General features: G+C 33.7%; 21 protein-coding genes. 12 read left to right on the top strand and 9 right to left on the bottom strand.

The window, feature by feature from the left end; all coding sequences use genetic code 11:
- Nucleotides 1–2: 2 nt before the first annotated feature.
- From M9C82_05760 to M9C82_05775, 4 genes are read left to right on the top strand one after another with little or no spacing between them, the layout of a single operon-like run.
- Complete coding sequence (locus M9C82_05760) at nucleotides 3–803, top strand: sulfite exporter TauE/SafE family protein (GenBank protein ID URQ73453.1); 801 nt, start codon at nucleotides 3–5, stop codon at nucleotides 801–803.
- Entirely contained in the window at nucleotides 800–1,606 is an 807-nt protein-coding gene (gene lgt, locus M9C82_05765; protein ID URQ73454.1) for a prolipoprotein diacylglyceryl transferase, read from the top strand. The genes M9C82_05760 and lgt overlap by 4 nt, the downstream gene beginning before the upstream one ends.
- Entirely contained in the window at nucleotides 1,590–2,384 is a 795-nt protein-coding gene (locus M9C82_05770) for a thymidylate synthase (GenBank protein URQ73455.1), read from the top strand. The genes lgt and M9C82_05770 overlap by 17 nt, the downstream gene beginning before the upstream one ends.
- Entirely contained in the window at nucleotides 2,384–2,866 is a 483-nt protein-coding gene (locus tag M9C82_05775) for a dihydrofolate reductase (GenBank protein URQ73456.1), read from the top strand. The genes M9C82_05770 and M9C82_05775 overlap by 1 nt, the downstream gene beginning before the upstream one ends.
- On the opposite strand, the gene M9C82_05780 is transcribed toward M9C82_05775, so the two are convergent.
- The 6 genes from M9C82_05780 to M9C82_05805 are packed head-to-tail and all read right to left on the bottom strand — an operon-like array spanning nucleotide 2,863 to nucleotide 8,025.
- On the bottom strand, nucleotides 2,863–4,257 hold the full coding sequence (locus M9C82_05780; GenBank protein ID URQ73457.1) for a hypothetical protein: 1,395 nt from the start codon (nucleotides 4,255–4,257) through the stop codon (nucleotides 2,863–2,865). The two genes, M9C82_05775 and M9C82_05780, sit on opposite strands and share 4 nt — an antisense overlap.
- On the bottom strand, nucleotides 4,257–4,922 hold the full coding sequence (locus M9C82_05785) for an energy transducer TonB (GenBank protein ID URQ73458.1): 666 nt from the start codon (nucleotides 4,920–4,922) through the stop codon (nucleotides 4,257–4,259). Before M9C82_05785 ends, M9C82_05780 begins: the two co-directional genes overlap by 1 nt.
- The gene (locus M9C82_05790) at nucleotides 4,923–5,333 is read right to left on the bottom strand and encodes a biopolymer transporter ExbD (GenBank protein URQ73459.1); all 411 of its coding nucleotides are present in this window, start codon (nucleotides 5,331–5,333) and stop codon (nucleotides 4,923–4,925) included. It abuts the gene before it with no gap.
- Nucleotides 5,334–5,340: 7 nt separating this feature from the next.
- Complete coding sequence (locus M9C82_05795; GenBank protein ID URQ73460.1) at nucleotides 5,341–5,865, bottom strand: MotA/TolQ/ExbB proton channel family protein; 525 nt, start codon at nucleotides 5,863–5,865, stop codon at nucleotides 5,341–5,343.
- Between the two features lie 4 nt (nucleotides 5,866–5,869).
- Complete coding sequence (locus M9C82_05800; GenBank protein URQ73461.1) at nucleotides 5,870–7,264, bottom strand: MotA/TolQ/ExbB proton channel family protein; 1,395 nt, start codon at nucleotides 7,262–7,264, stop codon at nucleotides 5,870–5,872.
- Nucleotides 7,261–8,025, bottom strand: coding sequence for a DUF3450 domain-containing protein (locus tag M9C82_05805; protein ID URQ73462.1), 765 nt, complete (start codon nucleotides 8,023–8,025; stop codon nucleotides 7,261–7,263). Before M9C82_05805 ends, M9C82_05800 begins: the two co-directional genes overlap by 4 nt.
- Before the next feature lie 169 nt (nucleotides 8,026–8,194).
- On the opposite strand from M9C82_05805, the gene efp reads away from it, so the two are divergent.
- From efp to rdgB, 8 genes are read left to right on the top strand one after another with little or no spacing between them, the layout of a single operon-like run.
- Nucleotides 8,195–8,764 (top strand): elongation factor P, encoded by a 570-nt coding sequence (efp, locus tag M9C82_05810; GenBank protein URQ73463.1) that lies wholly within the window; start codon nucleotides 8,195–8,197, stop codon nucleotides 8,762–8,764.
- The gene (gene argS / locus M9C82_05815) at nucleotides 8,761–10,470 is read left to right on the top strand and encodes an arginine--tRNA ligase (GenBank protein ID URQ73464.1); all 1,710 of its coding nucleotides are present in this window, start codon (nucleotides 8,761–8,763) and stop codon (nucleotides 10,468–10,470) included. Before efp ends, argS begins: the two co-directional genes overlap by 4 nt.
- Nucleotides 10,471–10,476: 6 nt before the next feature.
- On the top strand, nucleotides 10,477–11,142 hold the full coding sequence (locus M9C82_05820; GenBank protein URQ73465.1) for a YggS family pyridoxal phosphate-dependent enzyme: 666 nt from the start codon (nucleotides 10,477–10,479) through the stop codon (nucleotides 11,140–11,142).
- On the top strand, nucleotides 11,129–11,908 hold the full coding sequence (locus M9C82_05825; protein ID URQ73466.1) for an NAD(P)-binding domain-containing protein: 780 nt from the start codon (nucleotides 11,129–11,131) through the stop codon (nucleotides 11,906–11,908). The genes M9C82_05820 and M9C82_05825 overlap by 14 nt, the downstream gene beginning before the upstream one ends.
- Nucleotides 11,908–12,462 carry a YggT family protein gene (locus M9C82_05830; GenBank protein URQ73467.1) on the top strand — a complete coding sequence of 185 codons (555 nt, stop codon included), beginning with the start codon at nucleotides 11,908–11,910 and terminating at the stop codon, nucleotides 12,460–12,462. The genes M9C82_05825 and M9C82_05830 overlap by 1 nt, the downstream gene beginning before the upstream one ends.
- Nucleotides 12,456–13,565: a homoserine O-acetyltransferase gene (locus M9C82_05835; GenBank protein ID URQ74133.1), complete on the top strand. Its 1,110-nt coding sequence runs from the start codon at nucleotides 12,456–12,458 to the stop codon at nucleotides 13,563–13,565. Before M9C82_05830 ends, M9C82_05835 begins: the two co-directional genes overlap by 7 nt.
- On the top strand, nucleotides 13,558–14,145 hold the full coding sequence (gene metW / locus M9C82_05840; protein URQ73468.1) for a methionine biosynthesis protein MetW: 588 nt from the start codon (nucleotides 13,558–13,560) through the stop codon (nucleotides 14,143–14,145). Before M9C82_05835 ends, metW begins: the two co-directional genes overlap by 8 nt.
- Nucleotides 14,142–14,732: an RdgB/HAM1 family non-canonical purine NTP pyrophosphatase gene (rdgB, locus tag M9C82_05845; protein URQ73469.1), complete on the top strand. Its 591-nt coding sequence runs from the start codon at nucleotides 14,142–14,144 to the stop codon at nucleotides 14,730–14,732. The genes metW and rdgB overlap by 4 nt, the downstream gene beginning before the upstream one ends.
- Here rdgB and trmB read toward each other — a convergent pair.
- From trmB to thiS, 3 genes are read right to left on the bottom strand one after another with little or no spacing between them, the layout of a single operon-like run.
- Complete coding sequence (gene trmB / locus M9C82_05850; protein ID URQ73470.1) at nucleotides 14,710–15,351, bottom strand: tRNA (guanosine(46)-N7)-methyltransferase TrmB; 642 nt, start codon at nucleotides 15,349–15,351, stop codon at nucleotides 14,710–14,712. The genes rdgB and trmB overlap by 23 nt on opposite strands.
- Entirely contained in the window at nucleotides 15,348–16,133 is a 786-nt protein-coding gene (locus tag M9C82_05855; GenBank protein ID URQ73471.1) for a thiazole synthase, read from the bottom strand. The genes trmB and M9C82_05855 overlap by 4 nt, the downstream gene beginning before the upstream one ends.
- Nucleotides 16,134–16,343, bottom strand: coding sequence for a sulfur carrier protein ThiS (gene thiS, locus M9C82_05860; GenBank protein ID URQ73472.1), 210 nt, complete (start codon nucleotides 16,341–16,343; stop codon nucleotides 16,134–16,136).
- Nucleotides 16,344–16,350: the final 7 nt, after the last annotated feature.

Raw genomic sequence — 16,350 nt, forward strand, 5'->3', positions numbered from 1 at the left:
AAATGATAGAAATCATTATCCCTTTAATCTTACTTGGAATTTTTGCAGGATTATTATCAGGTTTTTTTGGTATTGGAAGCGGGATCATTCTTGTTCCAGCTTATATTTTCCTCTTTAATTATTTAAATTTTCCTCCTGAATTCATTCCCTTGTTGGCGACCGGAACATCAATGGGAACTATGGCCATTACAATTCCAATGGCGGCATATACTCATTATCTAAACAAAAATATTAATTTAGAAATTGTGAAATACATGTTTTTAGCAGCAATTATTTCAACTATGTTTGGTAGGTATGTTGCTGTCTATATTTCAGGAAGTATTCTACAGATTATAATTGCGGTTTCACTTATCTTAGCTGCAATTCAACTTGCTTTTAATTTTTCTCCAAAAAATAAAATTCCATCTTTTAGCGGAATAGAGTTATTCGTGATCGGAGGTTTTATTGCACTTATTACCTCATTCGTTGGAATAGGTGGAGGAATTTTAATGGTTCCATATTTTCAATTCAGAGGTTTAAAAATTCATGAAGCTGTAGGAACTTCTTCAATCATGGGCTTCTTTTTTGCATTATCAGGATTAATTGGAGGACTTTTATTTGCGCCTATTGATTTAAACAAAATTGATTTTGTTTATGGCTCGGTATTTATACCTGCAATTTTAGTAGCCGGATTATCAAGTATTTATTTTGCAAAATATGGGGCTGAGATTTCTAATAAAATGAAAGGGGAATCTTTAAGAATAGCTTTTTCAATTTTAGTTATTTTGGTTGCCGTAAGAATTTTTTATATTACTTTCCTATGATCATTGATATAAATCCTGTTGCATTCTATTTACCTATTCCTTTTGTTGGTTGGTGGCCAGTCTACTGGTACGGGATTAGTTGGGTAATAGCAATCCTATCTATTCATTGGTTTGCCAAAAGAAATATTGCAACTACTGCAAATTTTACAAAAGAACATGTTGAAGACTTTTTGTTTTACGGCGTTTTAGGAGCGATCATAGGAGGAAGACTTGGTTACATGCTGTTTTATGGAATGGATCAAATATTATCTGATCCATTTTCCATTCTCAGGATTTGGGAAGGCGGTTTATCTTTTCATGGAGGATTATTAGGAGTAATTATCGCATTCTTGATCTTTAGTAAAAAAATAAATATTTCTTTTTTCGAATTTTCCGATCACATCGCTGTAAGCTTTCCTCTTGGTTTGGGAATTGTGAGAATTGGAAACTTCCTTGGAGGAGAGTTACTTGGAAGGCCGACTGACCTTCCATGGGGGATGACCTTTTGGAGCGATCCTCTTCAGTTATCTAGGCATCCTTCTCAGCTATATCAAGCCTTCTTAGAGGGGCCAGCATTATTTTTTATAATGTATTTTCTTTTTAAAAGAAAGATGCCTCGAATGGCATTGTCGGGTTATTTTCTTGTATTTTATGGTTTGTTTAGAATCATAACTGAACAATTTAGAACACCGGATTCTCATATTGGATTTGATTTATTTGATATGATAACTCGTGGTCAGATTCTTTCTTTGCCAATGGTTTTAGCGGGAATTACCTTATTAATATTTACCTTCAATAAAAATAGAAATGCAACAATATCTTGATTTAATGAAAAAAATACTCGACGAAGGAGTTGAAAAATCTGATAGAACTGGAACAGGAACAAAAAGCATCTTTGGTCATCAAATGAATTTCGATCTAAGTGAAGGCTTTCCCCTTGTAACCACTAAAAAAATACATTTGAAATCAATAATTCACGAACTCATATGGTTTCTCAAAGGTTCTACGAATATTAAATATTTAAAAGAAAATGGAGTATCAATATGGGATGAATGGGCAGACGAAAGTGGTGAGCTCGGTCCAGTTTACGGGGCTCAGTGGAGATCATGGCCTAATCCAGGAAAAGAACCAATTGACCAAATCACAAATCTAATTGATGGTTTAAAAAATAACCCAGATTCTAGAAGACATATTGTCAGTGGCTGGAATCCAACCTTAATCGATCAGATGGCTTTGCCGCCTTGTCATACGCTCTTTCAATTCTATGTTGCTGATGGAAATCTTTCTTGTCAACTTTATCAAAGAAGTGCAGATGTTTTTTTAGGAGTACCTTTCAACATAGCCTCATATGCCCTACTAACTCACATGGTTGCTCAAGTCTGTGAATTAAACCCACACAGGTTCGTGCATACTCTCGGAGATGCTCACTTGTATTTGAATCATTTAGACCAAGCAAATCTTCAGTTAACTAGAGACCCAAAAAATTTACCTCGTTTAAAATTAAATAAAGAAGTTAAGGAAATATTTGATTTTAAATATGAAGATATAGAAATTTTAGACTATGAATTCCATCCATTAATTTCGGCCCCAATAGCTGTTTAATGAAGCTTACAATCGTAGCAGCAATAGCAAAAAATAATGTTATTGGAAGAAATAATTCTTTGCCATGGCATATCCCAGAAGATCTGAAAAGATTTAAAGAACTTACCTCTGGAAGTCCCGTAGTCATGGGGAGAAAGACTTACGAATCTATTGGACGCCCTTTACCAAACAGATTAAATATAATTCTTACAAAAAAAGGATTCCAAGCTTTAGATGAAATAAAAGTTTTTAACCAGACAAACGAGTTGTTAAATTTCCTTAATGCTCTAGATCAAGAGATTTTTATTATCGGAGGCTCTGAAATTTATAACTTATTAGAGCCGTACTGTTCCAAGATGGTGCTTACACATGTAATGGAAGAATTTAAAGGAGATGCTTTTTTTTCAATTGATTTAAACAATTGGAGAGAAGTAAAAAGTGAAAGTTTTACCGATGAAAAAAGCAAAATTGAATGTGAAATTAAAACTTATATTAAAGATTAACTTTCTTCTAAATCCTTCCTTCGTTGCTCTAAAATTTTGACTCTCTTAGCTTCTTTTTCTGTATAAGATAGCCATGTAAGAGCTTGTGCTCTAAGCTTGTCTTGTTTCTCTTCTTTTAATTTTTTGTCCTTTATTTTTAAGTCAGTTAACCTATCAAGGGCTTTTCTAAAAAAAATTGTAGCATCATCGAAATTTTGTTTTTCATAAGAAACTTGACCTAAAAGAATATTCACTGTTACCGGATCTTTTAATTTTCCTTTCTCCAAACCTAACTTTAAAGAGTCCATTGCTAAATCATATCTATCCGTAGCTAAATAAAGTTGTCCCAAAAACACAAATAACTCGCCTTCTTCTGATTTCTCAGCTGCTTCCTTGTATAGAGGTTCAGCCTTTTTTAATTCTTGAGACATATGCCAACCTTGAGCCAACATCTTTATATTCTTTTCTTTTCTTTCTACAAACTCTTCATCGACACCATATTGAAGAGCTTTAGCGGCTTTATAAGGAGCGTCTGCTCGCATTAATAGCTGATACAAAGCTATATATTCCGATTCTTTGTCCAACAATCTTTGATCGTGAGCTGCTTCCAATGCTGAAAGCTGATTAGATTCTTGCTGCAAAGTTCCGTACAAAGATGAAAGTTGAACCCAATATCTTTTTTTAGGATAAAAATCTACTAACTCTTTATAAAGAGGCAACATTTCGTCAGTTTTTTGAGCTTCATTATATAAAGCCAATAAAAGATTGTAGGTAGATTCTCTCGGTTTAGAGTTATTTGCTTTAGCAACACACATGGCTGTGTCTGCATTTCTTAAAGCCATTTTCTTTTCATTCAGTTGCCAGTGAGAAGCAGCCATTATGTCAAATCCTGTTGAGCTGGGATTGGACTCAATGGAAAGCCACTCTTTCATAGTTTGTATAGATTTTCTGTATTCTTCTCTAGAGTAAGCTATTTGAGCTAAACTGAAAATTACGTTTGCTTTTAACCTAGGATCTGCTTCTTCAATTTTTAAAAAATTATAATAATCTTTCTCTGCCTCTTTTAATTTATCTTGACTGAAATGGACATAAGCATAGTAGTACCACATTTGAGCTTTATCTACATTAGTTAGATCTTCAGAAATTTTCATTTCATCTAATATTTCAAGAGCAAGTAACAAGTCATCTTCTTCTAAAGCAGGAAATAACCTTTTTAAAAATCTTTGTGCTTTCTGACTAGGCAATTTTGCAACACGTCTTTTAGGCTTTTTAGCGATTTCGTAATCTTTCAGACATTTTTCAATAGTGTATCCAGGAAAATTAAATTTTCTTTCTTCTTTTTCCTGAGCAATTAAAAACGAACTAAGAAAAAAACAGACAAAAAATATTGAATAAAAACTTAAAACTCGCATCAAATCATCTCCAAACAATTTTGTGGAACATAGCCCGGCCCTTTTCCTTCACCTTCCAAAATAAAAGTTATTCTTTGTCTCACTCCCTCTACAGCTACGGCAACACCGTCTCTAATAAGAGGTTTATATTTATATCTTAGCGCAGCTCTTGTTGCAGCTCTATCAAAAATTCCAGGGGGATTAGCTTGTATAACTACTGGCTCGGAAACAGCTCCTAAAGGAGTAACTGTATATTCAAGAAGCACACATCCCTCTATTCCTCTTTCTGCAGCTCTTCTAGGATATTGCGGCGGAACTTGGAATATCGGAACATAAGAGCCATCCGCAAATACTCCTTGTCTTTTGGCCTTAAAATTAAAATTCAAATTCATGGCGTCATCAAAGTCGTCAACTGTCTCGATATCAACGTCTGGAGGTAGTTGATCAGGCTCAGGTTCAGCCTCATCGGGTCTTTCAAAATTATCGATAAGTTCTAAATCTTTTGGAGGCATTACAACGTCTACAATTTTTCGAGTTTTTACATCATCTAATGAGACGTCTCCAGTTGCAATTAGAACTGCCATTAACATCAAGGAAGCGATTGATATCGTTGTACCAGCAGCGGCAGAAAGCCCATATTTCTGGTAAACGTTGTCTAAATCAGTATTTAAAAATTTTTCAATCATTTAAAAATTAGGTTCTGACGCAATCGAAATATCAACCACTCCAGCTTCTCTAACTTCATCCATAACCGCAACTATTTTTTCGGCTGTTGATTTTACATCTGCTTGAATGACTACCGATCCTTGAGGGTTTTCAGCAATCAATCTAATTACATTAGCTTTGACCTGCCTCACGTCAATTCTTCTCCCGTCCATGTAAATTTCACCTGCGGCTCCTATAGCAATTAAAATGGCTGCATTTTCAGTAATCTCTGATGTCTCTGAATCTGGACGATTTATTTCTAATCCCGGTTCTTTAATAAAATTAGCTGTAACAATAAAAAAGATTAATAAAATAAAAACCACATCAAGCATTGGCGTAATATTTGGCTCTTCTGTGTCTTCTACTGCTTGGTTAATAAGTGATCTTCTCATAATCTTTTCATTCGTATGTTAAACGTTCAGATAACAAATCTGTTTTTTTTCGAACGTTACTATCAAGCCATCTTGCTGCAATGCTTGCTGGAATAGCTGCCATTAAACCTGCCATCGCAGGAATTGTTGATCTTGCAACGCCGCCTGCCATCGCTTTAGCATCTCCGCCGCCAGTCACAGCTAAAATGTGAAAAACTTCGATCATGCCAATAATTGTACCAAGCAAACCAAATAAAGGCGCTAAGGCAACGCAAACTCTTATAAATTCAATATTAGTTTTAATTTGTTGTTCGGCCTTTGAAATAAGCATGACTCTTATCACATGGCCTTCCCAAGATTTATGAGTCTTTACCTCTGACCATTCTTGAATGGTGTCTCTTTCAACTGTGGGATGAATAAATTGAAAATACCAAATTCTCTCAAAAATAAAAAACCACATAACTAGTATTAGGAAAGCGATCAATAAGACTACTCCCCCTCCCTTCTCCAAGAATTCAAAAAGTATTGATTGAAGGTTATAAAACCAAGCCATAGCTTTAACTTGTTACTTGTTGAGTTTCTTCTGCTCGAGCTGCAACCATTCCTGTACTTTGCTCCTCAAGAACTGAAAGTATACCTTTGGAGTAATTACTTAAAGCTGCTGCCATAAATGTAGTTGGAATTGCACTCATAAGCCCTAACATAGTTGTAACTAAAGCTTCAGATATTCCTCCCGCCATAGTTTTTGGATCGCCTGTGCCAAACAAAGTTATAGCTTGGAAAGTATTAATCATTCCAATAATTGTTCCAAATAAACCTAGGAGAGGAGAAATAACAGAAATTAATCTCACAACCCAGATGTACTGATCAATGGACTGTCTTTCTACGAGAATTTGTTCTGCTAATTTTAATTCGAGAGTTTCTGTGTCAGTTTTGTTTTCATTTGCAACAGTAAAGATCCTTGAAAGTGGATTATCAGATGATTCTTCACCGCTAACTTCTTTTTTAATCGCATTGTTTATTGTGAACAAGGAATAAAATCTCCAAGCGAAAACTCCTGTAGCAAGTAAGAAAAGAAGAATTATAGTATAACCAGTGATTCTTCCGTATTGGATTTGTTCAAAAAAAGACGGTAATGATATTAAATTTACTAACAATGCTCCGCCTTGAGGACCAGTTGGATCCAATGCAAATTGGACAAATCCGGAATCTTCATCAAAGATATCGTAGGAACCATCTAAAAATCTACTTGGTTGTTTTGGTAAGGTTTCATATGCTCCTCTACCTTGAAGATAAGTAAGATACTCTCCCTCAGATACAACGTTAAAATTTCCAATTCGAACAACCTCCTCTATTGAAGCGTCACCATTATTATCAATTACTGTGGCAGAGAATTTTTCTACACTACCTGACGCAACAAGCTCTCTTGAAAGTTCGTACCAAAGCCTTTCCAATTCTTCTATAGTAGCAACGCTTACTCCTTCTCCCATCTTCTTAGCAAGGCCATCTAAGAATATTTCTCTATCTTGACCAAATTGGCCTGAGGTAAGAGAGGTTTCAAAAGTTGCTTGCGTATCAGACGCAACACCTTGAAGGTGACCAAAAGTCTCATAAAGCGAACCCAATCTTGTCTTTAATTGATCTTCTAACAAAACGAGCTTAGCGTCATTAGCTTCAAAGGTAGTTTCTAAACGAGACGCTTCTGCTTCTAGACGAGCTCTTTCAGCTTTAGCGTTTGCTAAAAGCGTTGCCTGTCTATTCTTTTCTTTAATAAATCTCTCTTCTCTCTCAGCCGCTTCCTCAGCCTCTGCGAATCTTCCTTGCTTAACTAATTCTAAAAGTTGATCTAGATCTAATGCTATGTTTTCAGGTTTATCTTCGTTTTCTTGAGAAGATATAAATCCCGAAAATAAAAGAGATAAAAATAAAAATAATTTAACTAATGTTTTCATTGAATTACCTCAGCTGCTGGTACTGGCAACTCAAGCATTCCAACTGTCTTAAGTTTCTTTGCCATAGAAATTCCATCTCTAACAGGTCTTTGATACCTTCCGGGTAGACTTTCCCAACTTTTGGTCTCCTTATTCCAAATTCCTGTCTCATCCAGATCAGTAGTTTGATAAGCCAACACCATTCTGCCAACTCTTAAAATGTTAACTTCTCTTTCTTGGTCATCAATAATAACCGTGTCTTTATAAGTGTCTATTTTTCGACCATACTCAGCTTCTACATTAAATCCTTCTAAAACTTGTCTGAGTTTTTCAGCAGGAGAAACCGTAGGATTATCTAAGGCATCTTGAATAAATTTTAGCCTTTCTGTCCTTTCTCCTGTTCTGAAAGGAAGATCTAGTTCAACAAATTTACTTAGCCCCTCGTGCATTCTTCTTGATAAAGGAGGAATTTGCCTTTGAAGGACAGCTGCATATTTCATTGTTTCTTCAATTTCTTCCATCCTAGCAATCTGTCTTTTAATTTGTTTTTTCTTTTGAGCGTTGTAAACCTTCAACCCCTCAATTTGCTTTGTAACGCCTTTATATTCTGAAGAGTCTTGGTCTATTTTGACTTGAGAGGAATCGATTTTTTCTTGGGAAATTGCAGCGTTGTCAGCTCTAACTTTATTTTCTTGCAAAACAGGATCTACTTGAGAGAGAAGATTAAAGGAAACTAGGAAAAGAATTGTGAGCAGAGATCTATTTATCTTTAAAAATAACATATTTGTCCTCATTTTTTTTACAAAAAAAAGGGGACCCAATAAAATAATTACTTAAATTACCCCCTTTAAAGTCTCACTTTAAGTAAAATAAAATTATCTTGCAACAATTAATATACTAAAAAAATGAGAGAATGGATTTTAACCCTTATCCATCCGAAAATCTAAAAAAATGACTATAGTCCAAACTAATGAATTCAGAATAGGCATGAAGATAATTATTGATAATAACCTATGCGAGATTATTGATCATCAATTCCATAAACCCGGCAAAGGACAGGCGGTAATGCGAGTAAAATATAAAAATCTCTCTACCTCTCAAGTATTGGATAAAACCTTTAAGACTGGAGAGACAGTTGAAAAAGCAGATATTGAAATTTCAAAAATGCAATTTCTGTATTCGCAAGAAGATCATCTGGTATTTATGAACTCTGAGACTTTTGAACAAACTAATGTAGAAAAAAACTTAATTGAAGAAAAAGTAAATTGGATGACCGAAGGCGAAGAATATGAAATATCAATATGGAATGAAAAAATAGTGAGCGTAGAAATTAAAAATTTTGTAGAGATTGAAATATCGGCTACTGAGCCTGGATTCAAAGGAGATACCTCTACAAATACTTTAAAAGACGCGGTTTTAATAAATGGAATAGAAATTAAAGTTCCTCTTTTTATTGAGCAAGGAGATATTGTCAAAGTGGATACCCGTAATTGCGAATATCAAAATAGAGTGAATAAATGAAGTCCGAAATAAAAAGTATTTTAGAAAGTACGACAAAGAAATTATTTTCTATAGAGATTGAAGCTTTTGAAGTCTCAAGAACTAAATTAAAAACACATGGAAATTGGAGCTCAAATATCGCTTTGGTGCTTGGTAAAGAATTAGAAGAACAACCTAGAGTGATAGCTGAAAAAATTATTAAAAAACTTCCCGGAAAGAAGTGGTTAAAAAGAGTAGAAGTTGCAGGCCCAGGCTTTATAAATTTTTTTTTAGCAGAAGAAGCTCAGGCTTCCATTCTTAATAATGCTTTGAATGAAAATTTTTTCTTTTATAAAACCGATTCGCCTAAAAAATATTTAATTGAATACGTATCTAGTAACCCAACCGGGCCTATACATGTTGGCCATGGTCGAGGTGCAGCTTTTGGTTCGGCCCTGGCAAACCTTTTAAGACACTCAGGAAATGAAGTTGAAGAAGAATATTACATTAACGATAGAGGGCTACAAACAGACATTTTAGCGCTTAGTGTATTTTTGCGTTATCAAGAACTTTTTGACCATCAAATAAAATTTCCAGAAGACTGCTACCGAGGCGAATACATAATTCATTCTGCGCGGTCGGTTAAACAAACCTTTGGCGACAAATATGTTGTTAAAGGAAATTCTTCAATATTAAGTTCTGACGTGATTCCAGAATTACTCAAGCAAATAAAAGAAGAATTTCCAGATTTCGATGAGCTAACTGTTTTTATTCTCTCTCTTCAAATAGACGACATTAAAAGAGTGCTTTCAAAATTTAGAGTGTTTCATAAGAATTGGATAAGTGAAAAAAAACTTTATGATAAATCAGAAGGAAAGAGTATGTTCGATGAGGTTATAAATACCTTAGAAAAGAACAATTCTACATATGTATCTGATGATGCTCTTTGGTTTAAATCAAAGGAAAGAGGAGACGAAAAAGATAGGGTTTTGATAAGAGATAACAATGATCCGACCTACTTTGCTTCTGATGTTGCTTATCACAAATTTAAATTTGATAGAAAATTTGATCACTTAGTAAATATTTGGGGTGCAGATCATCATGGTTATATCTCCAGAATTAAAGGAGCCTTAGATGCTTTGGGTTTAAAAGGAGATTTGCTTAAAACAATTATTATACAATTCGTTTCACTCAATCGATCTGGGAAAACTGTAAGCATGTCTACGAGAAAAGGTGATTTTGTGTCTCTTAATGAATTAATAGACGAGGTTGGAATAGACGCATCAAGGTTTTTCTTTTTAGCAAGAAAAAGTGATCAAGCTTTAGAATTTGATGTCGAATTAGCATTAAAGAAAGACAAGAACAATCCGGTTTATTACATACAGTACGCGCACGCTAGAATTTGCAGCCTTTTAAAAGAAGTTGAGAAAAGAGACTTTGTTATAGATTCCGAAAACGGTCTTAAAAACTTAAATTTGATAACTGGAGAACAAGAATTAAGTTTAATTAATGAAATAGAATTATTTCAGGACACTCTTGAGCAATGTCAAATTGATTTAGAAATTCATCCTCTGTGTTTCTATTTACGTGACTTAGCTTCTAAATTTCATTCTTATTACAATGCGAACAAGTTTATCGAAGAAGAAAAAAACTTAAGAGATGCAAAATTTGCAATTGTTTTATCAATCAAAAGAATAATTACTGAGGGCTTAAATATTCTTGCAATTAATGCCCCTGAGCAAATGTAATTTAAAATGAAAGAAAAAATTAAAAAAATTTTTAACTCAATAGATGAAATTTCAAAAGAAAATAAATCTCAGACAGTCCAAGTCATTGCTGTAAGTAAAAAAAAGTCTTGTTCTGAAATTATTAAGGCAAATAAATTGGGTATAGAAAATTTCGGTGAGAACTACCTGCAAGAATCTCTAGAAAAAATTGAGAATTTAAAAAATGAAAAAATAATTTGGCACTTCATAGGAAAAATCCAGTCAAATAAGTGTAAAGACATTGCAGAAAATTTTGCGTGGGTCCACACCCTAGATCGGTTAAAAATCGCAGTAAAGCTAAATAAACATGTTCCAGAAGGGAAAAAATTAAAAATTCTGATACAAGTAAATTTAGACAATGACCTAAATAAGGGTGGAATTAAAAAAGAAGAAGTAGTTTCTTTTAAACGAGAAGTTCAGAAACTAAGCAATCTTGATTTTAATGGGATAATGATTATGCCAAGTGTCAATGCAGATGATGATAAATTAAAATTAATTTATGAGGAAGCCTGGAAATTAGCCAGAGAAATTTGTGAACCAAATGAAAAAAAATGTGAATTATCTATGGGTATGACGCACGATTTTAAAATTGCTGTAGAGGCTGGTTCGTCAATGGTTAGAATTGGAACGGGTATTTTTGGTGAAAGAGAATAATAAAATTATAGGATTTATTGGGGCGGGGAACTTAGGTCGTCACACCATGCATGGTTTAAAGGATTCTTATAAAATTTATGCTTTTGACCCGATAGAAGCCAAAGAAGTGCTTAAATTGGGCGTCACTTATATCTCTTTAGATGAATTGTGTGAGATTTCAGATGTCATTTTCCTTACAATTAAGCCGAACAAAACAGAAGAAATTTTATCTAAAATTAAAAACTTAATCGGGACTAAATTGATCATTTCATTCATTGCTGGAATATCTCTAGAAAAACTAAGTTCTCAATTTGAGAGTTCAAAAAATATTATTAGAGCCATGCCCACACTAGGTGTAAGTAAAGGTATCAGTCCAATTGCAGTTTGTTCAAATTTTAAAATTGATAAAAATAATGAGGGTTTAAACATTCTTAGTAAATTAGGTAGATGCCTTGAAATTGAAGAATCAAAATTTGATGCATTCACTTCAATTTTTGGGGCTGGTCCAGCCTATATAAGTTACTTAGCAAACCTTCTTTCTGAAATAGCTAAATCTAATGGATTTGATAATCCTGAACCGTTGATAGGAGATCTTTTAGGAGGGACTTTTGAAATGCACAAATCAGATGAAAGTCCATCATTCAAGGATATTAAATCTATGGTTGCCTCAAAGGGAGGAGTAACTGAAGCTGCTTTAAATAAAATAGAATCATCTGGAATCGAAGATGTTTTAAAATTTGCAATTGAAGAAGCTATAAAAAAATCTAAAAAACTTGGAGAAAGCTAATGGATCCATTATTCGTTTCTTCAGTCATATCAAATTTATTATCAATTTTATTTTTAATTTATTTACTTTTTAGATTTTTCGAATTGAGTTTTTTAAACCCAATTGTGAAGTACTCGTTTTCAATTTTAGAGCCGATATCTAGACCATTGAGACTAATCCTACCAGTTATTTTTAATATAGATTTTTCCAGTCTTGTGTTATCTATTTTTTTTAAAGGTCTATCTTTTTATCTTTATGTCGAGAGTCAATCTTTAGGAACGGATTCGATTGAGTCAATAACTTGGGCTTGTCTTAGTGTTCTACTTACGATATCTCTAATACTAAGATATTCCTTGTTCATCTCTATAATAGGAAGCTGGGTGGCGCCAACTAGTAACAATGCCTTGTTATTTATATGTCATGGAATTACTCAACCTCTATTGAGACCATTTCAAAGATTAACAGCCTTCGGAGGAATTGATTTTTCTCCAATTATAGTCTTTTTCATTTTAATTCAAATTGACAGAATGATTCATAACTTAAGATTTTACCTTGAACTTCCTGGTTTATTTTAAAGATGGCAGGAAACTTAGGAATTATTGAACCAAGCTTCTTTGATTACAAAGAAGACTTTCATCTTGAATCAGGAAAGCTCTTGAAAGAGTTTAAGATAATTTATGAAACCTACGGATCATTAAATGAAAACAAATCTAATGCAATTCTTATCTGCCACGCTCTGAGTGGAAATCACCATGCCGCTGGATATTCGAAGGAGGATCAAGATAAAGCCGGTTGGTGGAATGAATTAATAGGTCCTGATAAGGCATTCGATACCAATAAGTATTTTGTTGTATCTCTCAATAACCTTGGTGGATGTCATGGCTCATCTGGACCTGGATTTATCAATCCAGAAACTGGAGAAACTTACGGAAAAGACTTTCCGTTGATAACTGTAAAAGACTGGGTTAAAAGTCAAAATTTACTCCGTGAATATCTCGGATTAGATTTTTGGCATGCTGTTGCCGGAGGAAGTTTAGGAGGAATGCAAGCTCTGCAATGGGCCATCGATTATGACGAATACATAAAGAAAAGTCTCGTAATAGCTGCTGCACCCAAATTAAGTGCTCAAAATATTGCTTTCAATGAAGTGGCGAGGCAAGCCATAGTCACAGACCCAAATTTTGACAAAGGTAACTTCCATCCGAGAAGAGGATTGGGACTAGCTAGAATGCTTGGTCATATAACTTATCTCTCAGAAGAAATGATGAAAGAAAAATTTGGAAGAGATTTAAAAAAGGAAAAGTATGAGTACGGGTTTGACGTAGAGTTTGAAGTTGAAAGCTATTTGAGATATCAAGCCGATGCATTTTCAGAGAAATTTAACGCGCATACCTATTTATTGATGACGAAAGCATTAGATTATTTTGATCCATCCAGAGATTATGAAAATGACTTAACTAAAACTTTAGAAAAAACAAATACAGATTTTTTAGTCTTATCATTTTCTTCTGATTGGAGATTTGCTCCTGAAAGATCAAAAGAAATTGTTAATGCACTAATTGCTTCAAAAAAGTCAGTTAGCTATGCAGAAATTAAAAGTTCTCAAGGGCATGACGGCTTTCTGTTTCCCGATGAAAGATATGTTAAAAGTATCCAAACTTTCCTTAAAAATGAATAGTATTTTAAATTCGTGGATTAAAAAAAATGCTGAAGTCTTGGATTTGGGCTGTGGTGATGGAACTCTATTGGCAGGTCTAAAAGAAACCCTAAACGTCTCTGGTTATGGAATAGATATCTCAGAAAAAAATATTGAGCTATCCTTAAGCAAAGGACTAAATGTCATTGAGCAAGACATTGATAAAGGCTTAAGTAATTTTGCAAATGGTTCTTTTGATGTTGTGATAATGAGCCAATCAATTCAAGCCTTAAAAAAACCTGAGAATGCATTAAAAGAAATTGTAAGAATTGGGAAAGAATGTGTTGTAAGTATTCCGAATTTTGCAAATTTACGTTGCAGAATGCAACTAGCCCTTACAGGTAAAATGCCAGTTTCTAGCGCCTTACCTCATGAATGGTATGCAACTCCCAATCTTCATCTTTGTTCATTGAAGGATTTTGAAAATCTTTGTCAAAAGTTAGACGTTGAAATTATTGAGAGAAAATTAACGAATAGTTTCGGGAAATCGACAATGTTAATGAATTTAGCCCCAAACTTATTTACCGAAGTTGCTTTGTATAAGTTGAAACAAAAAGTTTGAAAATAGTTTTAGCATCAAACAATCAAGGAAAAATTAGAGAGTTTAATTTTTTATTTAAGGAGACTAAATTTAAAATTATTCCTTTAAAGGAACTCTCAAAAATAGATATTCCGGAAACTGGAACAAGTTATGAAGAAAATGCGTTTTTAAAAGCTAAAAGAGCTAACGAAATCTCTGGACTTCCAGCTTTAGCAGACGATTCAGGATTGGAAGTAAAATTTTTAAAAAACGAGCCAGGAATATATTCAGCTCGTTATTCCGGTAAAAACGCAAGCGACGAAAGAAATAATAAAAAACTTTTAAAAAAAATGATCAACGCGACAAAAAGGGAGTCAAAATATATATCCGTTCTTTTCTTTTATGATCCAAAAAATGATATCGAACTTTATACCTACGGAGAATTAAATGGGACAATTGGTAAAAGTGAAATTGGAAATAAAGGGTTTGGTTACGATCCATTGTTCAAAATAAAAAATAGTAATCAAACGATGGCGCAAATCAGTTTTAAAGAAAGAATGGAATTAAGCCACAGATCGGTATCAGTAAAAAAAATGTTAAACGAACTCAATAAGCTTCAAAATAAATAATATTCCTTTTTTCTTCAATTGCCGTTTTTTCGTATTTTGTAAAAAGATCTGTTTTTTTGTTGATATGCTTTTTAGTGTTAGAAAAAATTTGATTTAGGTCATTTTCTATCTGTTGAGCATAGTCGTCCCAATCGGTTTTTATTTTTAAGACACTTTTGTCTTTTAATATCATCTTAAGAGAATCTAAAAAATTGTTAGACAAGAGTCTTCTTTTTTTATGTCTTCTTTTAGGCCAAGGGTCGGGGAAAAAAATTATTACCTCATCAAAAAATTTAATAGTAGTATTTTTTTCTAGGATCGCTTTTGCGTCTCCCTGAATTAAAAAAATATTTTCCAAATTATTTTTTTTTATTAGTTCTAATACTTTAGCGACACCAGCTTCGTAAACTTCTATGCCTACATAGAATGAATCTAAGTTGTTTAAAGCATTAGAAATAAGATTTTCTCCATCTCCAAAACCTATTTCTAAAATATTTTTTTTATAAAGCGAACGTTCATTGAAATTTTCAAAATTTTCTGACAAACAAAATTCTTTTGATGATGCTTGAGAAATTAGATTTTTTTTAGTTTTAGATAATCTTGTTCTTGGTCTAACAAAACTTCTTACACTATTTTTCAAGAATTTATTCTACCCTCAGTTGGAGAGCTTGGAGAACCTTTATCTATTTTAGGGATCCTTCCAGCAAGAAAGGCTTTCCTTCCTGAAATGGCAGCATCTTTCATGGCTTCAGCCATTAAAACAGGATTTTTTGCTCTTGCAATCGCAGTATTTAATAACACTCCATCACAACCAAGCTCCATCGCATGAGAAACCTCAGAAGCGGTACCAATTCCAGCGTCTACCAAGACTGGACAAGAAAGTTTTTGAACTATTTTTGAAATTGCATTTGGGTTGACTATACCTAAACCTGAGCCAATAGGGGCTGCTAAGGGCATAACCGCTACACATCCGAGATCTTCCAACTTCATGGCGTAGTCTAGATTATCAGTGCAATAAACCATTACCTCAAATCCATCTTTTACCAGTTCTTTAGCGGCTACTAACGTTTCATCCATTACTGGCAACAATGATTTAGGATCTGATAGAACTTCTAATTTAACTAAATTTGAATTTGACAAGATTTCTCTTCCTAGTTTGGCAACCCTGATAGCATCTTTTGCATTAAAACATCCAGCTGTGTTGGGAAGAATTGTAAATTTTTTTGGGGAAATGTAATTTAAGATGCAATCAGGTCTTTTTTTTGAATCTAATTCAATTCTTCTAACTGCGACCGTTACGATTTCAGCGCCAGAGGCTTTAATGGCTTCAACTGCAATTTCTTCATCTTTGTATTTTCCTGTGCCGACTAAAAGTCTTGACGAATAATCTTTTCCAGCAATTTTAAAAGATTGTTTAGACAACTACCCTCCCCCAATTGCTCTTACCAGTTCAACCTTGTCATTTTCATTGATGAGATGAGAATCCCACGAGCTTCTGAAGATTATTTCGTCATTGATTTCGACTGCCATAAATTTGCTTGAAAGATCTAAAACTTTAAATAACTCAGTTACAGAGACTTGCTTGTTTAATTTAAAAGATTCTCCATTCAAGACTATGCTTAATTCATTCATTCAAAAT

This window comes from SAR86 cluster bacterium, assembly GCA_023703675.1.
Lineage (GTDB): Bacteria > Pseudomonadota > Gammaproteobacteria > Magnimaribacterales > AG-339-G14 > AG-339-G14.